The organism is Duganella levis (assembly GCF_009857605.1).
GTDB classification, from domain to species: Bacteria; Pseudomonadota; Gammaproteobacteria; order Burkholderiales; family Burkholderiaceae_D; genus Rugamonas; species Rugamonas levis.
Map to the genome: position 1 here is coordinate 56,715 of NZ_WWCT01000029.1, position 22,346 is coordinate 79,060.

General features: G+C 63.0%; 22 protein-coding genes and 1 pseudogene. 7 read left to right on the top strand and 16 right to left on the bottom strand.

Annotated elements, in window-relative coordinates; all coding sequences use genetic code 11:
• Positions 1 to 17 precede the first annotated feature (17 nt).
• Together GTP69_RS26745 and GTP69_RS26750 are read left to right on the top strand one after the other, a co-directional pair.
• Positions 18 to 1,196 (top strand): pyridoxal phosphate-dependent aminotransferase, encoded by a 1,179-nt coding sequence (locus GTP69_RS26745; RefSeq protein WP_161057729.1) that lies wholly within the window; start codon positions 18 to 20, stop codon positions 1,194 to 1,196.
• Between the two features lie 14 nt (positions 1,197 to 1,210).
• A complete protein-coding gene (locus GTP69_RS26750) occupies positions 1,211 to 2,182 on the top strand; it encodes an HD-GYP domain-containing protein (RefSeq protein WP_161057730.1) in 972 nt (323 codons plus the stop codon).
• Here the strand turns inward: GTP69_RS26750 and GTP69_RS26755 are convergent.
• Entirely contained in the window at positions 2,177 to 3,895 is a 1,719-nt protein-coding gene (locus GTP69_RS26755; protein WP_161057731.1) for a hypothetical protein, read from the bottom strand. The genes GTP69_RS26750 and GTP69_RS26755 overlap by 6 nt on opposite strands.
• 120 nt (positions 3,896 to 4,015) lie before the next feature.
• Here GTP69_RS26755 and GTP69_RS26760 point away from each other — a divergent pair, with 120 nt between their 5' ends.
• A complete protein-coding gene (locus GTP69_RS26760; RefSeq protein WP_161057732.1) occupies positions 4,016 to 4,834 on the top strand; it encodes a helix-turn-helix domain-containing protein in 819 nt (272 codons plus the stop codon).
• 1 nt (position 4,835) lies between these two features.
• Here GTP69_RS26760 and GTP69_RS26765 read toward each other — a convergent pair whose 3' ends face one another.
• From GTP69_RS26765 to GTP69_RS26835, 15 genes are all read right to left on the bottom strand, one after another.
• Positions 4,836 to 5,963 (bottom strand): tetratricopeptide repeat protein, encoded by a 1,128-nt coding sequence (locus GTP69_RS26765; RefSeq protein WP_229261163.1) that lies wholly within the window; start codon positions 5,961 to 5,963, stop codon positions 4,836 to 4,838.
• The gene (locus GTP69_RS26770; RefSeq protein WP_110847612.1) at positions 5,960 to 6,853 is read right to left on the bottom strand and encodes an ExeA family protein; all 894 of its coding nucleotides are present in this window, start codon (positions 6,851 to 6,853) and stop codon (positions 5,960 to 5,962) included. The genes GTP69_RS26765 and GTP69_RS26770 overlap by 4 nt, the downstream gene beginning before the upstream one ends.
• Before the next feature lie 2 nt (positions 6,854 to 6,855).
• Complete coding sequence (mshL, locus tag GTP69_RS26775) at positions 6,856 to 8,631, bottom strand: pilus (MSHA type) biogenesis protein MshL (RefSeq protein ID WP_161057733.1); 1,776 nt, start codon at positions 8,629 to 8,631, stop codon at positions 6,856 to 6,858.
• A 15-nt stretch (positions 8,632 to 8,646) separates the two neighbouring features.
• Entirely contained in the window at positions 8,647 to 9,009 is a 363-nt protein-coding gene (locus GTP69_RS26780) for an MSHA biogenesis protein MshK (RefSeq protein ID WP_229261164.1), read from the bottom strand.
• Complete coding sequence (locus tag GTP69_RS26785) at positions 8,994 to 9,710, bottom strand: hypothetical protein (RefSeq protein ID WP_161057734.1); 717 nt, start codon at positions 9,708 to 9,710, stop codon at positions 8,994 to 8,996. The genes GTP69_RS26780 and GTP69_RS26785 overlap by 16 nt, the downstream gene beginning before the upstream one ends.
• Positions 9,707 to 10,372, bottom strand: coding sequence for a hypothetical protein (locus GTP69_RS26790; protein ID WP_161057735.1), 666 nt, complete (start codon positions 10,370 to 10,372; stop codon positions 9,707 to 9,709). Before GTP69_RS26790 ends, GTP69_RS26785 begins: the two co-directional genes overlap by 4 nt.
• Positions 10,369 to 11,223: an agglutinin biogenesis protein MshI gene (locus GTP69_RS26795; protein ID WP_371868143.1), complete on the bottom strand. Its 855-nt coding sequence runs from the start codon at positions 11,221 to 11,223 to the stop codon at positions 10,369 to 10,371. Before GTP69_RS26795 ends, GTP69_RS26790 begins: the two co-directional genes overlap by 4 nt.
• A 205-nt stretch (positions 11,224 to 11,428) precedes the next feature.
• Positions 11,429 to 11,953 (bottom strand): agglutinin biogenesis protein MshP, encoded by a 525-nt coding sequence (locus GTP69_RS26800; protein ID WP_161057737.1) that lies wholly within the window; start codon positions 11,951 to 11,953, stop codon positions 11,429 to 11,431.
• Entirely contained in the window at positions 11,950 to 12,873 is a 924-nt protein-coding gene (locus GTP69_RS26805; protein ID WP_161057738.1) for a PulJ/GspJ family protein, read from the bottom strand. Before GTP69_RS26805 ends, GTP69_RS26800 begins: the two co-directional genes overlap by 4 nt.
• Positions 12,870 to 13,520 carry a prepilin-type N-terminal cleavage/methylation domain-containing protein gene (locus tag GTP69_RS26810; RefSeq protein WP_229261165.1) on the bottom strand — a complete coding sequence of 217 codons (651 nt, stop codon included), beginning with the start codon at positions 13,518 to 13,520 and terminating at the stop codon, positions 12,870 to 12,872. Before GTP69_RS26810 ends, GTP69_RS26805 begins: the two co-directional genes overlap by 4 nt.
• Positions 13,501 to 14,115 (bottom strand): pilus assembly FimT family protein, encoded by a 615-nt coding sequence (locus tag GTP69_RS26815; RefSeq protein ID WP_161057739.1) that lies wholly within the window; start codon positions 14,113 to 14,115, stop codon positions 13,501 to 13,503. The genes GTP69_RS26810 and GTP69_RS26815 overlap by 20 nt, the downstream gene beginning before the upstream one ends.
• A complete protein-coding gene (locus GTP69_RS31765; RefSeq protein ID WP_161057740.1) occupies positions 14,115 to 14,648 on the bottom strand; it encodes a type II secretion system protein in 534 nt (177 codons plus the stop codon). Before GTP69_RS31765 ends, GTP69_RS26815 begins: the two co-directional genes overlap by 1 nt.
• A gap of 39 nt (positions 14,649 to 14,687) precedes the next feature.
• A complete protein-coding gene (locus GTP69_RS26825) occupies positions 14,688 to 15,206 on the bottom strand; it encodes a hypothetical protein (protein ID WP_161057741.1) in 519 nt (172 codons plus the stop codon).
• 10 nt (positions 15,207 to 15,216) lie between these two features.
• Complete coding sequence (locus GTP69_RS26830) at positions 15,217 to 16,443, bottom strand: type II secretion system F family protein (RefSeq protein WP_161057742.1); 1,227 nt, start codon at positions 16,441 to 16,443, stop codon at positions 15,217 to 15,219.
• Positions 16,444 to 16,446: 3 nt separating this feature from the next.
• Complete coding sequence (locus GTP69_RS26835) at positions 16,447 to 18,153, bottom strand: GspE/PulE family protein (protein ID WP_161057743.1); 1,707 nt, start codon at positions 18,151 to 18,153, stop codon at positions 16,447 to 16,449.
• 143 nt (positions 18,154 to 18,296) lie between these two features.
• Here GTP69_RS26835 and GTP69_RS26840 point away from each other — a divergent pair, with 143 nt between their 5' ends.
• From GTP69_RS26840 to GTP69_RS26855, 4 genes and pseudogenes are all read left to right on the top strand, one after another.
• Positions 18,297 to 19,013, top strand: coding sequence for an ABC transporter ATP-binding protein (locus tag GTP69_RS26840; RefSeq protein WP_161057744.1), 717 nt, complete (start codon positions 18,297 to 18,299; stop codon positions 19,011 to 19,013).
• 8 nt (positions 19,014 to 19,021) lie between these two features.
• Positions 19,022 to 19,954: an ExeA family protein gene (locus GTP69_RS26845; protein WP_161057745.1), complete on the top strand. Its 933-nt coding sequence runs from the start codon at positions 19,022 to 19,024 to the stop codon at positions 19,952 to 19,954.
• 72 nt (positions 19,955 to 20,026) lie between these two features.
• Entirely contained in the window at positions 20,027 to 21,871 is a 1,845-nt protein-coding gene (gene mshL / locus GTP69_RS26850) for a pilus (MSHA type) biogenesis protein MshL (RefSeq protein ID WP_161057746.1), read from the top strand.
• Positions 21,868 to 22,346 (top strand): annotated as a pseudogene (locus tag GTP69_RS26855) (tetratricopeptide repeat protein); the annotation flags it as partial. The gene mshL (GTP69_RS26850) and the pseudogene GTP69_RS26855, both read left to right, overlap by 4 nt.

Sequence of the window (22,346 nt, forward strand, 5' to 3'; positions counted from 1 at the left end):
CATCCATTCAGCCATCTATGACCAGCAGCAATCATTTACCGACGACGCCCACATTGACCACCCGCCTGCCGGCAGTCGGCACCACGGTCTTCACCCGCATGTCCCAGTTGGCCACGCAAGCGGGCGCGGTCAATCTTGGTCAGGGCTTTCCGGATTTTGGCTGCGAGCGCAGCCTGCTGTCCGCCGTCAACGACGCCATGCAGGCCGATTTCAACCAGTATCCGATGATGAGCGGCGCGCCGGTGCTGCGCCAGGCCATCGTCGCCAAGATCGCCGCGCTGTACGGCCATCAATACCACGTCGACAGCGAGATCACCGTGACCGCCGGCGCCACCCAGGCACTGACCACGGCCATCTTCTGTTGCGTGCATCCGGGCGACGAGGTCATCGTCATCGAGCCGGTCTACGACAGCTACGTGCCGGCGATTACGCTGGCCGGCGGTGTGCCGGTGTCGGTGGAAATGGAAGTCGGCGCCGCCGGCTACACCGTGCCGTGGGCCAAGGTGGCTGCCGCCGTCACCAGCAAGACGCGCCTGATCATCATCAACACGCCGCACAATCCCACCAGCACCGTACTGCGCGCTGCCGATTTGCAGGCGCTGGCCGACATCGTGCGCGGCACCGACGTGCTGATCCTGTCCGACGAGGTCTACGAACACATGGTGTACGACGGCCACCAGCACGAGTCCGTCAGCCGCTACCCGGAACTGGCGGCGCGCGCTTTCGTGGTCTCCAGCTTCGGCAAGACCTATCACGTGACCGGCTGGAAGATCGGCTACGTGGCGGCGCCGGCGGCATTGACGGCCGAGTTCCGCAAGGTTCACCAGTACAACGTGTTCAGCGTCAACACGCCGATGCAACATGGCATTGCCAGCTATATGGCCGATCCGGCACCGTATCTCGAACTGCCCGGCTTTTACCAGCGCAAGCGCGACCTGTTCCGCGACGGCCTGAAAAATTCGCGTTTTGAGTTGTTGCCAGCCGACGGAACCTACTTCCAATGCGTGCGCTACGATAAAATCTCCTCACAGACGGAGGCCGAGTTTGCCGAATGGCTGACCACCGAAATCAAGGTGGCAGCGATTCCCGTGTCGGCGTTTTATCAGCAGGGCAAGGAGTCCGGCATTGTGCGCTTCTGCTTCGCCAAAAAAGATGAGACCCTGACACTCGCGCTGGAGCGCCTGGGCAAAATTTAAGATTGGGATTCACCATGTCCGAGATTACCCAACTGGAGACGCCGGTGTTTGCCGAAGCGTCGCCGTCGGTGCTGCACCAGCTCAACTTGTGTAACCGCCGCCTGGAACGCCTGCTGCACAACCTGCGCAACGAGCACAATGCCGAGGCCGAAATCCGCGACATCGCGCGCGACGTGATCCGCGCAGTCGAGATCAATCCCGACGTGGCGCTGGCCTGCATCTTCCTCAGCCAGATCAACGGCACCTACGCGGTGCGGCACTGTATCGAGACCGCCGTGGTGACGGTGGTGATCGCCCGCAGCATGAACCTGAACCCAGCCAACTCGCTGACCGTGACCGCAGCCGCGCTGACCATGAATGTCGGCATGCTGCGCCATCACGAGGGGTTCCAGAACAAGAACTCCCCGCTAAGCCACGAGGAAATGGCCATCGTGCGCCGCCATCCGGAAGAAAGCGCCGACATGCTGCGCGACGTCGGCATCGACGATGACGACTGGATTTCCTGCGTGCTGATGCATCACGAAAATGACGAAGGCAGCGGCTACCCGGCCGGCATCGCCAGCCCGGAGGTGACGCTGAACGCCAAGCTGCTCAGCTTTGCCGACCGCTACTGCGCGCAGGTCTCGGCCCGCAACTATCGCAAATCCATCCTGCCCAGCCTAGCGCTGCGCAATCTGATCGACGACAAGCAGGCGCCGGTCGACCCGCATCTGGCCGATTGCTTCCGGCGCGAGCTGGGCGATTTCCCGCCCGGCTGCCTGGTGCGGCTGGCCGGCGGCGAGATCGGCGTGGTCAGCCGCCGTCAGGGTTGCAGCCGCGGCCTGCAGGTCCACTACTTGCGCGACGCCGCCGGCGCCATGCTATCGCCGGCCCTGCCACGCTGCCTCGATGACGGCCCGCTGGCCATCACCGAAGGCCTGAGCGAGGATCAGGCCTCAACCCGCTTCAGCATGAAGCAGATCTGGGGCACCCAGGCCAGCTTATGAGTGGCGCGACTGGCGGCGCGCCGCCACCATCACCAGCGTCAGCCCGCTCAGCAGCAACAGCCATTCGAACGGCTCCGGCACCGCCAGGATGTAACTGAAGCCGTACGAACCGGTGGCCAAGCTGGAACGGACCACCAGGTTCTGCATGCCGACACCGAGTGGCCCAAGATCCAGCGCGTGCCCGAGGAAGAACTGGTCGGCCTCGCTCTGTGAGTTGAATTCGCCGAAATACAGCGCCTGGCCGTTGTTGCTGATATCCAGACTGAAGTACCCAAGCGGCGCGGAGGTCACGTCCAGGAATTTCAGCCACAGATGGTCGGCGGTGCCATTTTGCTGCCAGCTATGACGCGTCTCCAGATCGACATAGCCGAAACCTGGACTGTTCGCGGCCTGCACGCCACCGCCCAGCCCTGCCGCTCCGCCCGCAGTCGCGGTGGCATAGCCGTTGGCGTACGGGCCTTGCAAGCTTGGCAGGGCCAGGCTGAGGCTGCCGAACGACGTTTCGCTGGTGGCGGTGTAGTTGCTGGCGCTCGTCACGGACGCAGACAACGCGCGCTGGCCGCCGTCGGTGGAACTGCTGCGCGCAATGGTGCTGCCGCCGCCCAAGGTTTCCCCGGTGCTGCCGATAGCGACGGCTTTGGCGCTGCCGGTGCCGACACTGTAGGCCTCGGCCAGTGCGCTGTTGGTCATGCCTACCGCGCTGGCTGTCGCGCTACTGGAGCCGCCCTGCTCGGTGGCGCGCGCGACCGCATGCGCGGTGGCGGAACCAACGACGTAGGTGTAGGACACGGTGCTGGCATCGGCCCTCACCACCACCTTGCCGCTCCCCGATTGGCCGCTGACATTGGCGGTCGCATTGCCGTTGGCCGGATACTGGACGCCGACGTTGGCGGTCGAGGTCAAGCTCACATCGTGCTTGCCGCTGGTGACACCGGTCACCGTGCTGAACGCGGTCGCGGGCGGGCTTTGCCCGACATAAGGATCGTCAAACACGGCGCCGGCCAGCGCCAGACTGCTGCCGGTCAGCTTGCCGGTGCCGTGCAAACTCAGCGTGGCGGTGCTGTTCCCCGCCGTGGTTGCATCATTGCCGATCGCCTTGACGTTGCCGACTACGCTGGCGTAGCCGGCTGCCGGTTGCGACACGCCGGAGTCGATCGCCAGGCTGGCCACGCTGGCGCCGCCACCCAGACCGGCATAGGCGGACGACGACAGGTCCACCGCCTGCGCGCCGCTGGTCAACGCGCTCAGGCTGCTGGTGGCGTTGCCGGCATTCGGCACGCCTGGGTATAAACCGCTGAAGCTGCCACCGCGCGCGGTGGCGCTGCCGGTCGCGCCGGCGCCGTGCAGCACGCCGGTGACGGTGGCGTCGCCGCCAAAGCCATAGCCGCTGTCGGGATTGGCCGGCACCACCTTGCCGCCATTGCCGCCGGTGGCCGAAATCGTCGCGTTCGCCGTCCACAGCGCGGTCAGGTCCAGCACTGCGCTGGCGGCGCCGCCATTACCGCCGCTCAAGGCGCCGTCGCCGCCGTTGCCGCCGGTCGCCGTCAGCGTGGTGCTGACATTGCCGGGGCCCGCCACCACCAGGCTCTGGTGGTCGGCCGCGCCGCTGGCGCCGTGATCGATGGCGTAAGCCTGGCTGACCGCCGCCGACAGCAGTAAGGGCAGCAATCCTTTTACCGGCAAGCGGCGGGTCAGTGCAAAGGCAAGGGTCATAGCATGTTCCTCAAGGTTAATTTAACAACAATGACATTGCCGTTATAATAATTCAACGATGTCCGCGTGAATGTACCCTAAGTAGCTATTTATTAACTTTCCCTCTCCTGGAGACCTAGCATGATGCAATCCCAGCCGCAGGGCGGGCGCCGTGCTATCGGCATGATCGACATGCTGCAGCTAAGTACGCCGCAACCGGCCTGGCCGCCCGATGCCGGCACCTTCCTGCTGGCGATCCAGCGGCGCGGCGCCAGCAAGGTGCACCAGCACGGCCGCACCGCGCAACTGGGACCGGGCGACATGGCGCTCTATGCGGCGGCCGACGACTACCGGGTGGCGTGGCAGGCCGCCAGCGAACAGTTGCTGCTGGTGCTACCGGCAGCACCGCTGCGCAGCGCGTGTCCGGAACTGGACCAGCTGACCGCCGTCACGCTGAAGCATGGGCAGCCGATGGTGGCGCTGCTCGGCATCATGGCCGATAGCCATTTTCATGCGGTGCAGGAATTGCCGCCGCCAGCGGCCGCCCATGCCGCCCATGCGCTGATCGCTACCCTGGCCGGCTGCCTGCTGACGCTGGACAATCCGGCCCCGACCGAGCGCAGCCGGCTGTCGCAATATCATTTGCAGCGCATCCGCCAGTACGCCTTGGCCAATCTGGCGGATACGGAACTATCGGTGGCGCGCGTCGGTGCGGCGCTGGGCATGTCGGCGGCGCACATCCACCGGCTGTTTGCCGATGAAGCGCAAACCTTTGCGGCGTGGCTGTGGGAATCGCGCCTGCGCGCCTGCCAGCAGGCGTTGCGCCAGTCATCGGCGCGGCTGTCGATCAGCGCCATCGCCTTCCAGAATGGCTTTGCGCATGCGACGCATTTCTCGCGCGCCTTCCGCGCGCGCTTCGGCATGACAGCCAGTGCGTGGCGTAACAGCGCCGGCGCTTAACTCAGCGCGACAGCTGTTCGATCTTTTTGTCGACGAAGGCTTTCAGCTCGGGCGTCAGGCCGGCATTGCCGCGTGCACGGGTGTAGGCTTCGCGCGCCTCCGGCAGATGCTGGTCGGCTTGCAGCGAAATGCCCAGGCCCATCCACCAGATGGCGTTGCTGGGCGAAATGGCCAGCGCGTCGCGGTAGTGCTGGGCGGCTTCGGCATGACGCTGGTCGCGTTGCAGCACGCCGGCCAGGAAGGCTTGGTAATCGGCATTGGCGGTGGCGTATGGCAGGGTTTTCAGCAGCGTGTCCAGCGCCGGGCCGCCTTTTTCCAGTTGCAGACGGGCCAGCACCATGGCCAGGCCGGGCTGGCGCGGCTCGATGCCGAGCGCCAGCCGCAGTTGGCGGATGGCGTCGTCGGTGCGGCGGTTTTCCAGCAGCAGGCTGACGTAGGTCTGGCGCGCGGCGTCGTTGCGCGGATCGAGCTCGACGGCTTTGTCCAGATCGGCCAGCGCGGCGCTGACGCGGCCTTCCTGCAACGCCACCAGTGCGCGGCGATAGCTGTTTTCCGACGCCTGCTTGGGCGTCAGTTCGCGCAGCACCACGCCGTCAACCGGCGCGGCGGATGGCGCGGCCTTTGCGCGCGCGGCCTTGCGCGCAGCGACCATGGCCGGCATGTCGACAGTGCTGCCTTCTTCGCTATCGGCGCTGCGCGCAGCTTTCGCAGGATTAGCAGCGACGCGTTTCGTCGCCGGGGCCGTGGACGGGGCCGCGCTCGCCTCGGTTACGACAACCTCTTGCGCTGCGGCCGTACTAGACGGCGCGTCCGCGTGCAACGGCGCAGTGGCGGGTGTGATGGCCTTGGCTGCTGCAGGCGGTTCCTGGAAACGCGGTCTGTCCGGAATGCGATTCCCCTGCACCGTCGGCACCGGTCCCATCGGCGCGCGATGCGACTGCCAATACTGCCAGCCAAACCATCCGCCCGCCGCCAACACCAGCACGCCAGCCGCCGCGCCACCCACCACCAATGGCCGACGATCCCGCTCCCCGGCCGGCACCGATTTCACGTCCGCCTGCTGCACAGCGGAAGCCGCGCCACCACCGCGCGCGTCCAGGTCCTGCAGCATTTTATTAATCAAGCTCATTTCGTCAACGCCCAGGTCAGTCCGCCAGCGGCGATCAGCAAGCTGACACCCGCCGCCATCCACGGCCAGCGCAGTCCGCGCGCCGGCGCCACCGTATCGCTGGCGGCCAGACTCACGTGCCGCCGCGTCACCTGCTGCTTACCTTCGCCAAAACACAGCATCAGCGACTTGTTCGCCATGATATTCACCAGCCGCGGAATCCCGCCGCTGGCCTTGTACAACCGCGAAATCGCCGCCCGGCTAAACAGCCGCCCGCCGCCATAGCCGGCCACGCGCAACCGGTGCGCGATGTAATACTCGATATCATCCCGCGACAACGGTCCCAGGTGATAGTGAAACGTGATGCGCTGCGCCAGCTGGCGAATCGCGGTGGCCTGCAAATGCTGGTTCAACTCCGGTTGGCCGAACAGCACGATCTGCAACAGCTTGCGCTTCTCGGTCTCCAGATTGGTCAGCAGCCGCAGCGCCTCCAGGCTCTCGGTCGGAATCGCCTGCGCCTCATCCAGCAGCAGCAGCACCTGCTTGCCCTGGCGCGCCAGATCCAGCAAGCGGTGCGTAATCGACTTCAACAGCTGATGCTGATCGACATCCTTCTCCTGCGGTACTTCCAGCTCGTCGGCCAACGCCAGCATCAGCGTGCGCGGCTCCAGGTAGGGATTGGGAATATACGCCGTCACAAACTCCGGCCCCACCGTGGCGATGAACTTACGGCACAGCAGCGTCTTGCCGGTGCCCACTTCGCCGGTGATCTTGATGAAGCCTTCGCCACTCTTGGCCGCCACCAGCAAGGTATTCAACGCCTCCTGCGAATGCGGGCTGGTGAAGAAATAGCTGGTATCCGGCGTAATGCTGAACGGTGCTTCGCGCAGGCCGAAGTGTTTGCTGTACATGATTAGCGTCCCTTGTTGCGGCCGGGGTCCAGTTCTTTCAGGCGGCGGCCGCTATCGAGCAGATCCTGGTTCCAGTCGGACGAGGTCTCGACGATGGTCGGCTTGATCAGCACCACCAGCTCACGCTTTTGCAGCACTTCGCTCTTGCTGCCGAACAGCGCTCCCAGCACTGGCAAACTGTTGGCGCCCGGTACGCCGGAATTGTCGGTGGTCGTGGCCTGGCGCATCAGACCGCCGATGGCCACCACTTGCCCATTCTGGCCGCGCACCATGCTGTCCATCTCCGACGTCGACGACGCTGCCAGCGGCAGCGTGAACGTGCCCAGCGAACCCAGATTCAAGCCCTTGTTCACGGTCGACACCTGGCTGACCGATGGATGCACGTGCAGGATGATATTGCCGTCCTCATCGATCTGCGGCGTCACGTCCAGCACCACGCCGGAGAAGAACGGTTGCAGCGTCACAGTCGGCGTGGTGACGCCGGTGCCGGTGCCGCTGGTGGTCGTGGTGGTGCTGACGCCGGTGACGAAGAACTCATCGGTTCCGATCTTCAACAGCGCCTTCTGGTTGTTCAGCGTGGCGATACGCGGGCTGGACAGCACATGCACCGTGCCCTGCCCCTCAAGGAAGGAAATCAGCGCGGCGAAATTACTGGTCTGGAAAGCCATGCCGAACAGCGAACCGATGGCATCGGCCGAAGCGCCGATACTGCTGCCCGGCGATGCGTTGATACCGCCTGCGCCGGCGCTGCTCAGCGGCGTGCCCAGCGGTCCCAGCGTCGTACCCGGTTGCAGCGCCCCGGCCGAGAAGCGGTTATTGCCGCCCGCCGCAAACTTGCCGAACGCCGCCCAGTTGACGCCGCTCTGGAAGTTGCTGTTCAACTCCACCTCAAGAATCTTGGCTTCCAAAATCACCTGGCGGTCCACCGACACTTGCGTGGCTTTCAGGTACAGGTCGACATTGCGCAGCTCGTCCGGCATGGCGCGGATCACGATCACGCCCGACTGCGGGCTGATGGTCACGCTGCGGCCATCCTTGCCGATATCGACCAGCGCCTCCAGCGCCGTCTTCAACTCCAGCCAGAAATCGCTTTCCGAGGTGGTGGAAACGTTGGCGGAATCGCGCTGCTGCTGGTTGCCGCCGCCGTTAGGATTATTCGGATCGTTGCCGCCGTTATTGCCGCCGTTATTGTTACTGTTGTTATTCGAGCCGTTGTTGTTCTGGCCGCCGCTGTTGCTGGTGCCGGCGCTGGACACCGAGGTCGACGACACGCGCAAGCTGGACACGCCCTTGCGCTTGGCCGTCAGATAGTTAATCTTGAACATCTTGGTCTGCATGGTCAGCGGCCGGATGTAGATGCGCGTGCCTTCCACCTTGTAGTCGTAGCCATACAGTTCGCGCACCGCGTCCAGCGCCTCGAACAAGGTCACATCCTTCAGATTGGCCGTGATGTTGCCGGTCACCTCGGGATTGATCAGCATGTTGTAGCGCGTGCCGGCCACGATGGAGTTGTAGAACTGCTGCACCGGCACATTGTTGAACGACACATTGAAGCGTTCGTCCAGCACCGCGCGCGCCTTCGGCAACTGGTCGGCCATCTGCGACACCGGCGGCAGCAAGGCGCTGGCGACCGCTTCGCTCTGGGTCACCACCGCCGGCTTGGCGGCGGCCGCACTGACCTCGTTGCTGATCTTGTCGTAGGTGTCGCGCGTGGACGGCGTCTTGCAGGCGCTGAGCAGCAGCGTGGTCACGACAACGATGGTGAGGAGTTTTTGCATATGCATTCTTCGCGTTTAATAAGCTGCCTTCGGCGCCGGCTTCTTGGCATCGTCAGGGAACAGGGTCAGCACTTGCTTGTGGCGGCCGCTTTGCAGCACGACAGAATTCTTGTTGACCTGGACCAGCGTGGCGCCGTTGAACTTCTCGCCCTTGCGGATGGTCTGGCCGTCGATCACCGCCACCTGCCGGCCATGCGATCCGATCAGCACTGATTGCAGCTGCGGACCGCTGACCACCGGCGCCATGTCGGCGCCGGCCGGCAACAGGCGCGACTCCGGCGGCGGCTGGGTCGGGTCGGCCAGGGTTTGCGCGCCGGCGGCGGCGCTCAGCAGCAGACCGGCGCACAGCATCAGCAGGCGGTTCATAGTTTCATCCATTTCTGATCCAGGCTCAGCGTGTACAGCGTCAGTGTCAGGCGCGAGTTCGGGTATTGCTGGGCATCCAGGTTGGCCTTGCCCCAGAACAGTTGCACCGGCAACGACTCCAGCGCCGCCATGTAGTTGACCATGTCCAGATAACTTCCCTGCACGACGATTTCCACGCCGTGGCGATACAGCAGCTCACGCGGCTTGGCGGGCGTCGGCTGGGCCGGGGTCGGCGCAGGCACCGGCGTTTGTGCTGCCGCAGGCTTGGCCGCCTCGTTCAGGCCGGTCACCGGCAAAGTCTTCAGCGAAATCAGTTTCAGCCGGCCATTGCCGCGCAACAGATGCTCCAGCAGCGGCGCGATCTTGTCCGGCGCCACCAGGCCTTTTTGCACCGCCATCAGGCTGTTGCTGGTGGCGTCGATGTCGCGCCGTACCGCATTCAACTGCTCGCGCGTGGCCGCGTCCGGATCGACCTTGAAGCCCTGCGCCTTGGTGACGATTTCCTGGTCGATGCCGGTGATCTGGTTTTGCTGCTGCTTGATCTGCAATTGCAGCGCGCTCTGCTTCTTGAGCAGCGGCTCGGCCGACACCGTGTAGATCAGGAACAGGATGCCCGCCACCACGGCCGTGAATACCATGCCGCGTTCGCGCAGCGTCATCGCGTCCAGCTTGGTGCTCAGCTTAATCCATTGTTGCAACAGCTGCTGTTTCATTTGGCAGCCTCCTGCACAGCGGTCGATTGCAGGCTGAACTCCACGAACGGCGATGTCGCCGGCGCGGCTGGCGCCGCAGTTGCAGGCGTGGCCGGCGGTGCCGGCGCCACCGCATCCGGACGGGCGATATCCAGGCTGGCGAAGGTCTTGCCATGCATGACGCGCTCAGCGGTCAGACGGGCGATATAGTTGGGAATCAAAGTCGCCTGCATGGCCCTGCCTTGCACGCCGATATCGTTGCCGGCGGCGCCGATGGTCACGCCGGTCAGCCACAGGCCGCTGACGTTCTGGCGCGAGAACGCGCGGAAATACTCGGCATAGCCATTGGTATTGCCCAAAGCGCCGCCTTGCAGCACCGACGACACGTCATGCAGCGCCTTTAACTCCGCCTGCGCATCGGCCAGCTCGGCCGCCAGCCTTGGATCATTGGCGCGCGGCGCAAATTGCGCGTTGGCCTTGACCAGCCGCTGCTCGCGCGCAGCCAGCATGGCCTTGCCCTCATCCGCCTCGCGCTGCAAGTCAGACACCCGCTGCTCTGCATACCAGTTCAGCAGCAATGCGCCGGCGACGATGACGCCCAGCGCCTCGGCCATCGGCAAGGCGGTGAAAATCTTCTTCTGCTTGAGGAAGATCGGGTTGAACAGATTGATCTGCTGGCTCACAGCCGCACCTCCTCATGCCGCAGGGCCGCGCCCAGGGGCAGGAAGAAACGCCGCTGCTGCGCGACGTCCAGCAATTCCGGCGCCTTGCTGAGGTCGAATACATCGCCCAGCTCCATCGCCTCCACCGGCATATACAGATTGCCGGTCAGGTGCTCATGCAAACCCTCGGCGCCGGTCGGCGCCAGCAGCAGCTTGAGCACGTTCACAAACGAGAACTGGCGGTCGAAGTGGTCCAGCGAGCGCTGCAACTCCAGCGTGATCTTGTCGAAGTGGATTTGCTGGCGCATCGAATCCTGCTCCAGCAGATTTTCCAGCGTCACATCGATGCGGCGCGACAGGTACAGCTCGCCCTTGTAGGTAATCGTCAGCAGGCCGCCATCGGCGTCGAAGGACAGCATGGCCAGGCCACGGTTTTCAGTTTCCAGCAGCGCCGAGATATTCCGTTGCGCCATCTCGGGAATATCGATCACCGTCAGGTCCAGCTTGGCTTCGCTGAACAAGGCCTGGCGCGACTGGATCACCGTATTGCGCGCGGCGATGGCAAACATCGAATGGCCGCGCGACGCGGCGGCGCTGTCGACCGGGATGTCCAGCACATCGATGGTGGCGTCGTCGACATGGAAATCGAGCATATCCTTCAAGCGCCAGCGCACGGCGGTTTTCAGTTCGTCCTGCGGCACGTTGGGAGCATCGACCGTCAGCAACTGGTACTCGCCGCCGCTGAGCATGGTGCCGCAGCGATAGCCGCCGGCCTTCTGATCCTTGCTCAACCGCTCCAGCGCTTCCGGCGAAAAACTGCTGTCGGCCGGATAGAACGCCGCCACCTCGACGATCGCCTTGGCGTCGCGCACGCGCTGAACGCGGCCCGCACAAATCCCGTCCCTCAAGAAAGTGACAGTCAGCCAGCCATCGGTTTTTTTTGCTCTTTTAAACAAACCCATATCTCGGTCGAGGTTTACGCGCTAGATGCTTGATTATATTCAACTTACCGGAAATTTTATGCCTAAAATAGCAACACTTCTGCAAAAACAGCCACATTTCCGCACAGATGCAGCATTAAAGTTGCGCCGTTACCCGCCGCTGCACATAATCCGGCCCCGGCGCGGCATTCGGACAAAACCCGTTCGCTCCGGGCTCGCTACACGCATTTGATTCAATGAAGACGTGATAGCCGGTCGGATCATTGGGATCTGACGGGTTCAGCGTACCGCCTGCGATGCCATTGGCCGGGTTATCGCAAGTCACCCGCACCGTTACCGTGAATGACGACAGCGTGGTCTGAGTCGGCAATACCACGTTGATGGGCGCTCCGGTACATCCCAGCGCCACGGAAGGCTGTACTGGCTGCGGCGGCTGCTGTGCCGGTTGGACTTGCAGCCCCTGATACAAGGCCCATTCAATCCCTGCACGCGCGGCCTGGTAGACGCGCTGGCCCTGCAAATCCTTGGCGGACGCATCTTGCTGCGTGGTCGTCAGAGAGACGATGGCCACGACCAGTCCAGCCACCACCACCAGCAAAAAGATCGCCGTCACAATAGCGATGCCGGCCGCTTTGCCGCGCCTGAATACGGATGGCTTCATGGTGTGTTATCCACGTGGATTTGCTGGGCCAGCGTGACCGTCTCCAGATCGTTGGCGGCGGCGCCCGGCTTGGCGCGCGCCAGCGCAATCCCCAGCCCGACCAATGCGGCCTGGCGGTTGGCCATGGCGACGACGGAGAAGTTGCAGCCAACAACGTTATCGGCCATCAGCGTCATCTGGACTTGCTGTGGAGTCGACTGCCCCAGCAAATTGAGGGTTCCCGGATCGACCTGATTTGGCGGGAAATCGTAATTGGAAAAACGTCTCAACTGCCCCCTGCCGGTCACTGGATCGTTTGTACAAGCGAAAGTGACCGGCTGTCCGGCAACAATGAAGCGATTGCTAGCAGGCGGAGTGACGCTGGCAAACGGGTTGTTAGTCAGGGTGATGACCTTGTTGTTGACCTGACCGACAACAGCGCGGTTGTTGGCGTTGAGCGCATAGGCGTCGCCATTGGTGAAGCCCGTGCCAAAATTGCTGATTATGATGAAGTCGCCCCTCACGATGGCGTATGGCGCTGGCGGCATCGGACCGACCACCTCAAACTGGGTGGCGGCATTGGTGAAGTCCAACCACTGATGCTGCTGGGCTCCCGGCGGCGACACGGGCGCCGCCCCATCCTCTTTGGCAAGGTAGCGGCCGCCGGCGTGGCTCGGAATGAATTCAAGGAAGGAGGTATTACCTACAATGTTAAGCCTGATGCTGTTGGGCACGGCGGTACGAATCTCCCGCGTCATGCGACGCAGGGCGATGTCCGCCACATCGGTCAGTTCGGCGCGGGCGGCGGTGTCGACGTAGCTGTTCACCGGGTTGCGGATGAAGAGCACCATGATCCCGGCCAAAATGCCGGTCAGCACCATGACGACGATCGCCTCAACCAGCGTAAAACCGCGCACACGTTTGACGGTCAATATTTTCATCGAGCCCCCGGCGCGTAGCGGGTACGGTAGCCTTCCAGCACAATCGACTGGCCCGGCGCGTAGGTGGTGGTGATAGTAATTTGCAGAACGATCATATTGCTGGCGGTCGACGCCAGGCCATTCAGCGTGACGACAGGGTTCAGCGCCAGCGTGGTGGTGATCCCCTCCAGTCCGCTTTTGCCCAGAAGGCCGCCAACTGCGCTGGCACCAAGCGGATTGCCGGCGACATCAGTGTCGACCAGATTTCCATTTGAGTCAGTCACTGCAAAGGCGCGCCGGGGACTGCCGGCCACATAACCTGACGGAACGTAGTCGGTGATATTGTAGTACGGTCGGGGACCGGTACCTAACGGGCCGAAGCCTTTGACGTTGACGGTACCGCCGCAGTCGCCTGGGACATTGGCGGTGGCGGCATTCGCAGCACCGGGATCACAGACAGTAAACTGCGCTTGCTGAACCTCCTCCATAAAGGCCTCGGCGATCAGCGTCGCCTGTTTGCGGCGTAATGGGTCAACGCTGTTGCGGCTGGCCAGATTCAACACTTGTAGCAGCGCAGCGGCAGCGATGCCGATGATGACGATGAAGATCACCAACTCGATGATGGTCAGGCCTTGCTGCCGGCGGGCGTTACGGCGCATTTTGCACATACCCGGTTTCTGGCCAGATGTTCAGGCGGGTGATATTGCTGCCGCTGGTAAAGCTCAGCGTCATGGCAGGCAGACTCACCACCGCCGCATTCGACTGCTGGGCAGGCATGGCAGCGCCGTTGCGATTGTAGGGACGCCCTGAGCCATCAAACGAGAAAAAGCCACCGGCACCCAGCTCAGGACGCGCAGCCTCAGCGGCGACCACCACGGTGGCCGGACGCCCGATGCACAGCCACTGGGCGGCATAGACGTTGCCCTGTAAGCAGAACTGTCTGGTAGCGGCGCTGCCGTTGTTATTGCCGCCGGGAGCGATGATCATGCCGTTGGCGTCACAGGCGGCGTTGGAGCAGATGGCAAAGCTGTTGCCATCTGAACGGACGAAGATCAGGCGGTTTTGCGCGACGGCCATTTTTTGCGCGTAACGAATCAAGCTGCGGACCTGGTCGACATAGGCCCGGTTTTCGAACGCTGCGTTGTCGAAGAACCGGGTAGCGCCAATGGCGCCCAGAATGCCAACCAACACAATCACTGTGACCAGCTCCACAATCGTGAAGCCGCCCGCCCGTTGGCGGCTAGCTACACCGCCGGGTTTCATTAGTTGCAGTTGTTGGTGCTGGTCACCGTCACAGTCGGCGGCGTGACGACGTTATTCGCCGATGTTGCGGCGGTATACATCACATAGCAAGTCAGGCCGACTGCGCTGTTCGCAACGCCATTCGGCTGAATTACCAAGGTGCCAGCAGGCGCGCCCGGACGATTGGCAGTTGCGTTTGCGTTAGCAGCCGAGCCCACAGTGATGGCGTAATCTGGCGCGCTGATACCAGCGGCGGTCGGGGTATTTGGGTCGGCCGCTGGGTAACCGTTGGCGTTGGTGATGGTGATGCCTTCATTGGTGAAGGGGCCCGCCGGGTTGATCAGGAACTGGCCATGCATCATCGACGAAGTCGTATTCAGCGCGCCGCGCGCGGCATTCAGGGCGGCCACGCGGGCATCACCGCCCAGATTGGCAAACTTCGGCAACGCGGTCGCCGCCAGAATACCCAGGATGACGATCACCACGATCAGTTCGATCAGCGTGAAACCGCCTTGGGCGCGTTGACGGGATGCGATGCTGGCTTGCTTGTTCATTACTTTCTCCAAATCGTCGAAAAATTTGCGCGGAGTGCGCTAGTCCTTCACTTGCTCAAAGGCCACACCTACGGGTTCAGGTGCGCCTGACGGCTTGGCGGGGCTATGGGGCAAGCGAAGCAATTTTACCTTGAATTTCAAACGTTTCGTTTGAGCATCTCTAAAAGAATTTCCAAAATTTAACAAATAAATCAGACTTTTATCAGTACGATCGAAACACCAATTACCGGTGCCGACATTCTCGTTGGTGGGGCTAAACAACTCGCCTGCATAGTTGGGCGGCTTGATTTTTAATAAATCGAACGGATTTTCTTCGGCTAAGAAGGTTAAATCGGTGCTGCGCCCAAGCAATTTTGCTTGCGCCGCCTTAATTTCTAAGGCCGTGCGGACGTTGGCCACCGTCATCTGCACGGCCGCCTGCTCAGCTTCGCCCTGGTAATACCAGAGCCGCTGCAGCAGCAAGCCCATCAAAATACCCACCACAACCACGGCGACCGCGAATTCAAATAAACTCGCCCCCCGTTGTTTTGCAGTCACAAATATTGTTGAGAAAGCCACGATTTCACAATCAATGATGCAAGGCAGCCTTGCCCAGGTCCCAAATCGGCAGGAAGATACCCAGCGCTAGCACCAGCACCATGATGCCGAGGAACACAATCAGGATAGGTTCGATCTGCGCCGACAAGGTTTTCAACTCGTAATCGACTTCGCGCTCGTACATCTGCGCGATCTCGTCCATCAGCTCGTCGAGCGAACCGCTCTCCTCGCCCACCGCGATCATTTGCAGCACGATCGGCGTGAACACATTGGTGGCGGTGGCAGTGCGCAAGATGCTCTCGCCACGCTCGACGCCGTCGCGCATCTGCTCCACGCGCGCCGTCAGGTAGGCGTTGTCGACCGTCTGCGCCACCACCGACAGCGCCTGCACGATCGGCACGCCGCTGCGGCTGGACAGCGAAAAACTGCGGGCAAACCGCGCCAGCGTTGCCTTCAGGATGATTTTGCCAGCGACCGGGATTTTCAGTTTGAACTTATCCCACTGATACAGCCCCTTCGCCGTGCCGACCCACATGCGGAAGCCCCACACCGCCGCCACCAGCGCCACCGCCATCACCGGCCAATAGCGCACGGTGAAATTGGACGTCGCGATCAATATCCGCGTCATCAGCGGCAGCTCGGTATTAAACTTGGAAAACACGCCGACAAACGCCGGGATCACAAAGATGTTGACCACCACCATGGCCGCCACCATGGCAAACACCACAAAGCTCGGATAGCGCAGCGCGGTCTTGACGCGCTCGCGCATGTCGCGGTCGAACTCCAGGTGATCGAACAGCCGCAGGAACACTTCCTCCAGGCGCCCGGTCATCTCCCCGACCCGCACCATCGACAGGTAAAACGGCGTGAACACGGCCGGATGGCGGCGCATGGCGGCCGACAGTTCGCGGCCGGAATCCAGCGACTCGCGCAAGTCCTTGATCACCTTGCCGAACGATTTGCTGACCGCCGATTCCTGCAAGCCGGCCAGCCCGCGCATGATGGGCACGCCGGACTTGAGCAGCGTGTACATCTGGCGGCTGAACAGTTGCACGTCCATCGACGTGACTTTCTTCTCCAGCAGCTTGGCCCACCAGCTGTCGCCATCGGCCACTTTTTTGCTGGTAACGCTGATCTCGACCGGCGTCACGCCGGTACTGAACAGCTGATCGGCCACGGCGCCGCTGTCGCTCGCTTCCAGCACGCCCTGCATCAGCTCGCCGCGCGCGTTGCGGCCCTTGTAGGCAAAGAAAGGCACGGCTTAGTCCTCGACCTGGTTGCTGATGCGCATCGCTTCGGAAATCGTCGTGCGGCCCTGCACCACCAGTTGCACCGCGTGGCGGCGCAGGGTTTCGCCGGCCATCTGCTGCTGCGCGACCTTGAGGAAGTGGGCCGGATCGGGATCGTTGGCCGCATCCACCACCGAGCGCGTCATCTCCAGCAATTCGTAGACGCCGGTCCGGCCGCGATAGCCCATGCCATTGCAATGCGAACATCCCTTGCCGTGGAAATAGCGCGCCTTGTCGACCTTGTCGTTCAGTTCCAGGCTGAGCCATTCGCGCTCGGTCGGCGTCGGCTCGTACGGCGTGGTGCAGCTTTCGCAGATCACCCGCACCAGACGTTGCGCCAGCACCGCCTGCAGCGACGAGCCCACCATATAACGCGGCACGCCCATGTCCATCAGCCGCAGCGGCGTGCTGACGGCGTCGTTGGTGTGCAGGGTCGACAGCACCAAGTGACCGGTCATGGCGGCGCGCAGGCCGATGGCGGCGGTTTCCTGGTCGCGCATCTCGCCGACCAGCACGATGTCCGGGTCTTGCCGCAGCGCCGAACGCAGCACGCGGGCAAAGTTCAGGTCGATCTTGTCGTTGACCTGTACCTGGTTGATACCGGCCAGCCGGTACTCGACCGGGTCTTCCACCGTGATCAGCTTTTTCTCGACCGAGTTCAGCTCGGACAGCGCGCAATACAGTGTGGTGGTCTTGCCGGAACCGGTCGGCCCGGTCACCAGCACCAGCCCGTTCGGCCGCTGGACGATGGCGCGGAATTTCTCCAGCAACCCGCGCGGCATGCCGATCGCGTCCAGCCGCAGCTGCGTGCCGCCCTGGCTCAGCAGACGCATCACCACCGATTCGCCGTACTGGGTCGGCATGGTCGAGATCCGCACGTCAATGCGCTGATTTTTCACGCGGACGGCAAAGCGGCCATCCTGCGGCAAACGTTTTTCCGAAATATCGAGGTCCGACATCAGCTTCAGCCGCAGCGCCAGCGATGGCGCGATCTTCATGTCGGCCTCGGTTTGCAGGTGTAGCACGCCGTCGATGCGGAAGCGGATCTGCAAGCGGCCCTCCTGCGGCTCGATGTGAATATCGGAGGCGCGCACCTGCGTTGCATCCTCAAACACCGATTGCAGCAGCTTGACCACCGGCGCTTCTTCGACGTTGGGATTGGCTGCGGCCAGCGCGCCAAAGTCCACCGAGACCTCGCCGACGTCCTGTTCCAGCTCGCGCGCCAGGTCGGAAATATCCTCGGTGCGGCGGTAGATGCGGTCGATCGCCGCCACCACCTCGGTCTCGTTGACCACCGCCAGTTCGATATCCTGGCGCACGATGCGGGCGATTTCGTCGTAGGCAAACAGGTCGGTCGGGTCGGACATGCCGACCAGCAGCGAGCCGCGACGGTCTTCCAGCACCAGCGCGCGGAAGCGGCGGGCCTGGGTTTCCGGCAGCAGCCGCACGATCTCCGGGTTGATGTTGAAGAACTTCAGGTTCAGGTACGGGATGTTGAGCTGTCGCGCCAGCGCGCTGGCGATCTGTTCCTCAGTAACATAGCCGTTCTCGACAAACACGCGGCCAAGCTTGCGTCCGCTGCGCTTTTGATCGGCCAGCGCCAGGCCCAATTGCTCTTCGGAGAGCAGCTTTTGCTGCACCAGAATTTCACCCAACCGTACTTTTTCTGGCCTGGACATGCCCGCTCCTTGTCATTTGTCACCAAAACTTGCGGCCATTCTATGACAGATGGGCTGGCAGAGCGAGTGAAGCCATAGGGTAGGTGTCGCTTTCTTTGGACGGATGCGCTACAGTGTGGCTCGTTTCTTTCGTCCTTCGATCCATGACCGAACCTGCCCTGCACTTCCAGCAAGTCGTCAAACGCTATGGCGCGGCCAGCGTGCTGCACGGCGTGGATCTGGAGCTGGGCGCCGGTGAATGCTTCGGCCTGGTGGGCGTCAACGGCGCCGGCAAGACCAGCCTGATCAAGTGCCTGCTGGATTTTTGTGCACTCGACGGCGGCCGCATCGACATCTTCGGCCAGCCGCACCACCGGCCGGCCGCGCGCCGGCCGCTGGGCTTCTTGCCGGAACGCTTCACGCCGCCCTACTACCTGACCGGCGCCGACTTCATCCGCTATCTGCTGACCTTGCAGGGTCTGCCCTACCAGCCCGACGCAGTGGCCGCCATGCTGGCCGCGCTGGACCTGGATGCGGGAGCCCTCAAACGCACGGTGCGCAGCTATTCCAAAGGCATGACCCAGAAACTCGGCCTGGCCGCCTGCCTGCTGGCGCGCAAGCCGCTGTACGTGCTGGATGAACCGATGAGCGGGCTCGATCCCAAAGCGCGGGCACTATTAAAAGAGCAGTTGCGCGCGTTGCACCGCGCCGGCAGCACGCTGTTCCTGACCTCGCACGCGCTGGCCGATGTGGACGAGCTGTGCGACCGCATGGCCATCCTGCACGACGGCCGTATCCGCTTCGCCGGCACCCCGGCCGAATGCCGCGCCCAGTACGGCGCCGACACCCTTGAGCAAGCCTTCCTGGCTTGCATCGCGTGAGCGTCACCATGTACCAATCCCACTTCGGCCTGCGCGAGTCGCCCTTCAATATCACGCCCAACCCGGCGTTTTTCTATGCCGGTAACGACCGTGGCGATATTCTGGACGCCATGCTGTACGCCGTCAGCCACGGCGAAGGCATCATTAAAGTCACCGGCGAGGTCGGCGCCGGCAAGACCATGCTGTGCCGCATGCTGGAAAGCCGCATGCCGTCTCACATCGACGTTATTTATTTGGTCAATCCCAACCTCGATCCGCTGGAAGTGCAGCATGCCATCGCCGCCGAGCTGGGCCTGCAAACGCACGGCCTGCGCGCCGATGAAGTCCAGCGCAGCCTGCAAGCCGAGCTGATCGCCCGCCATAGCGCCGGCCGCCAGGTGGTGTTGCTGGTCGAGGAAGCCCAGGCCATGCCGCTCGACACGCTGGAAGCCATCCGCCTGCTGACCAACCTGGAAACCGCGCGCAGCAAGCTGCTGCAAATCGTGCTGTTCGGCCAACCGGAGCTGGACCAGAACCTCGACCTGTCCAGCATGCGCCAGTTAAAGGAGCGCATCACCCACAGCTTCCACGTGCCGCCGCTGCCGACGGCGCTGACCGGCGACTTCCTGGCCCACCGCCTGCGCGCGGCCGGGCATAACGGCGGCGCCATCTTCAGCCCGGCGGCGGCCCGGCTGATCGCCGACGCCTCGGAAGGCATCGTCCGCCGCATCAACATTCTGGCCGACAAGGCGCTGCTGGCCGCCTTTGCGGCCGACGCCGAAGTGGTCGAGGCCAGCCACGCCCGCCAGGCCATCGCCGAATCGCCGTTTGGCCGCCGAAGCCGCATGGCAGGCCGCTGGCGCGGCGGCTTGCATCCAAGAGCTGTTGTACTCGGGTGTTTGCTGCTTCTGTTAATTGGGGGAATTTGCTGGGCCATCCTTGCGGCGACACGAAATTTGTAAGATCATGTTACTCACAATTGCAAAATCGCAACAAAAAGAACCTCCTGCATCATCCTGGGCCGGAAAGATACGATGAAAAAATTCAGCTCCCCTCTCGCCCCCGTGGTTTGCAGTGTCCTGCTGAGCGCCTGCGCCAGCCATAGCATCCCCAATTCGCCGCTGCATATTACTGAAGCGCCGCCGGCGGCCGGTACGATTCCGGAGCCGGTGCAGCAAAGCGTGGCGCTGCCGCCACCCAAGCCGGCCGCCAAGGTGGAGACTTTCAGCGTCACCGTTCACAAGGTGCCGGTGCAGTCGCTGCTGTTTGCGCTGGCGCGCGACGCCGGCATGAACGTGGACGTGCATCCGGGTCTGGAAGGCACGGTCACGCTGAACGCGCTGGACCAGACGCTGCCGCAGCTGCTGAGCCGCATCCAGCGCCAGGTCGACATGCGCTATGAAATCAACGGCACCACGCTGACGGTGCTGCCGGATACGCCTGAGTGGCGCAACTATAAAGTCGATTACGTCAACATCGCCCGCAGCACCACCAGCAGCGTGAATATCGCCACGCAGATTTCCACCAGTGGCAGTGGCGGTGGTAGCGGCAACGGCAACGGCGGCGGTAACGCGATCCAGCAGGCAGTGCAGAACAATACCCAGCAACAGCAATTCGGCACCAATGGCCAGCCGCTTCAGCAGCAGAACAACAACGCCCAGCAAGGCAACGGCAGCAATAACTCGACCACGTCGGTCACCAATCGCTCGGACAATAATTTCTGGTACAACCTGGAGCGCAATATCCGTGACATGCTGCGTTCGTCCAACCTGAACGACAATCCGGTGGACCCGCTGGCGGGCCAGCAGCAAGGCGGGCCGGGTATTGCACAAATGCCGCAGCAACTCAATGGGTCCGGTGGGACCGGCGAGCAGGATGCCGGCACCCGCTCGCGCAACTCGGTCATCGTCAATCCCGAAGGCGGCCTGATCGCCGTGCGCGCCACCGCGCGCCAGCACGAGAAAATCGCCCAGTTCCTCGACGTGGTGCTGGGGGCGGCCAAGCGCCAGGTGCTAATCGAAGCCACCATCATCGAAGTCAAACTGAGCGACAGCTACCAGCAGGGCATCGATTGGAAGTCGGTGGGCCGCGGCGGCCTGACCCTGAAGCAACAGCAGGTCGGCACCACCACCTTGCCCAGCGGCGTGCAGACCAATGTGTCGCCCGGCGTGTTCCTGCTCAATTACACCAATCCGACCAGCCGCCTGGGCGACATCGCCGCCACCATCCAGCTGCTGGAGTCGTTCGGCAAGGTCAAGGTACTGTCCAGCCCGAAAATCAGCGTGCTGAATAACCAGACCGCACTGCTGAAGGTGGTGGACAACAATGTCTTCTTCTCGATCAAGGTGACGCCGGCGGTGCTCAATTCCAGTGGCGGCGTCAGCACTCCCGCCGTCTATGAATCGACGCTGCAGACGGTGCCGGTGGGCTTTGTCATGAGCGTCACGCCGCAGATTTCCGAGAACGACGAGGTGACGCTGAACGTGCGTCCGACCATCACGCGCGTGGTGGACCACGTCAAGGACCCGAATCCGGCACTGGTCAACGTCGCCAGCGAGATTCCGGTGATCCAGGCCCGCGAGATGGAGTCCATCATGCGCGTGAACAGCGGCCAGGTGGCCGTCATGGGCGGGCTGATGCAGGACTCGGTGGATAACGCCAAGGATGGCATTCCCGGCCTGAGCAGTCTTCCGCTGGTGGGCAACCTGTTTTCGTACCGCAATGAAAACAGCACCAAAACCGAACTGGTGATTTTCATGCGCCCGGTGGTGATCAAGGACGCCAGCGTCAACGGTGACTACAAGGAGTACCGCTACCTGCTGCCGGGTCAGAAAGCCGATAATGAACCGTATCCCGTGCTGAAGGCGGATGGATCATGAGCCTACTAATGCAGGCGCTCAAGAAGGCTGAGCGCGCAAAACAAAACTCGCTCTCCGATGACGAGATGGACCGGCCGTCGGAGGCGTTTGATGAGATGCTGGCGCTGACACCAGAGCCGGGGCCAAGCACGGCCGTCTCCACGCCAGCGCCGGCGCCTATCGCGTTCAGCCTGGAGCCGATGGATGGCCTGAGCCTGGAACCGCTGGCGCCCCCTGTTTCCGCCGCTGCGGACGCGGCCACGCCACGCCCGGCGCCCAGCCCGCTGCCGCCCGTCAGTGACCATAAAGAACCCGGCCTGACCATGGATCTGGCGCTCGATCCGATCGCCGCGCCGCCCCAGGCTAAGCCGATTCCGAGCACGCCTGCGCCTGCTTTCGCGCCTTCGCCCCCGGCGACCGGCAACCAGCCAGCCAGCCAGCGCGCTGCCAGCGCCGCGCCAGCTCGGAAGAGCGTCGCGTCGGGACGGCGTGCTCC

What these genes read in the sequence shown, in the direction of transcription:
- GTP69_RS26745 (WP_161057729.1), top strand. Translation starts at nt 18, where the DNA reads ATGACCAGCAGCAATCATTTACCGACGACGCCCACATTGACCACCCGC.
- GTP69_RS26750 (WP_161057730.1), top strand. Translation starts at nt 1,211, where the DNA reads ATGTCCGAGATTACCCAACTGGAGACGCCGGTGTTTGCCGAAGCGTCG.
- GTP69_RS26755 (WP_161057731.1), bottom strand. Translation starts at nt 3,895, where the DNA reads ATGACCCTTGCCTTTGCACTGACCCGCCGCTTGCCGGTAAAAGGATTG.
- GTP69_RS26760 (WP_161057732.1), top strand. Translation starts at nt 4,016, where the DNA reads ATGATGCAATCCCAGCCGCAGGGCGGGCGCCGTGCTATCGGCATGATC.
- GTP69_RS26765 (WP_229261163.1), bottom strand. Translation starts at nt 5,963, where the DNA reads ATGAGCTTGATTAATAAAATGCTGCAGGACCTGGACGCGCGCGGTGGT.
- GTP69_RS26770 (WP_110847612.1), bottom strand. Translation starts at nt 6,853, where the DNA reads ATGTACAGCAAACACTTCGGCCTGCGCGAAGCACCGTTCAGCATTACG.
- mshL (WP_161057733.1), bottom strand. Translation starts at nt 8,631, where the DNA reads ATGCAAAAACTCCTCACCATCGTTGTCGTGACCACGCTGCTGCTCAGC.
- GTP69_RS26780 (WP_229261164.1), bottom strand. Translation starts at nt 9,009, where the DNA reads ATGGATGAAACTATGAACCGCCTGCTGATGCTGTGCGCCGGTCTGCTG.
- GTP69_RS26785 (WP_161057734.1), bottom strand. Translation starts at nt 9,710, where the DNA reads ATGAAACAGCAGCTGTTGCAACAATGGATTAAGCTGAGCACCAAGCTG.
- GTP69_RS26800 (WP_161057737.1), bottom strand. Translation starts at nt 11,953, where the DNA reads ATGAAGCCATCCGTATTCAGGCGCGGCAAAGCGGCCGGCATCGCTATT.
- GTP69_RS26805 (WP_161057738.1), bottom strand. Translation starts at nt 12,873, where the DNA reads ATGAAAATATTGACCGTCAAACGTGTGCGCGGTTTTACGCTGGTTGAG.
- GTP69_RS26810 (WP_229261165.1), bottom strand. Translation starts at nt 13,520, where the DNA reads ATGTGCAAAATGCGCCGTAACGCCCGCCGGCAGCAAGGCCTGACCATC.
- GTP69_RS26815 (WP_161057739.1), bottom strand. Translation starts at nt 14,115, where the DNA reads ATGAAACCCGGCGGTGTAGCTAGCCGCCAACGGGCGGGCGGCTTCACG.
- GTP69_RS31765 (WP_161057740.1), bottom strand. Translation starts at nt 14,648, where the DNA reads ATGAACAAGCAAGCCAGCATCGCATCCCGTCAACGCGCCCAAGGCGGT.
- GTP69_RS26835 (WP_161057743.1), bottom strand. Translation starts at nt 18,153, where the DNA reads ATGTCCAGGCCAGAAAAAGTACGGTTGGGTGAAATTCTGGTGCAGCAA.
- GTP69_RS26840 (WP_161057744.1), top strand. Translation starts at nt 18,297, where the DNA reads ATGACCGAACCTGCCCTGCACTTCCAGCAAGTCGTCAAACGCTATGGC.
- GTP69_RS26845 (WP_161057745.1), top strand. Translation starts at nt 19,022, where the DNA reads ATGTACCAATCCCACTTCGGCCTGCGCGAGTCGCCCTTCAATATCACG.
- mshL (WP_161057746.1), top strand. Translation starts at nt 20,027, where the DNA reads ATGAAAAAATTCAGCTCCCCTCTCGCCCCCGTGGTTTGCAGTGTCCTG.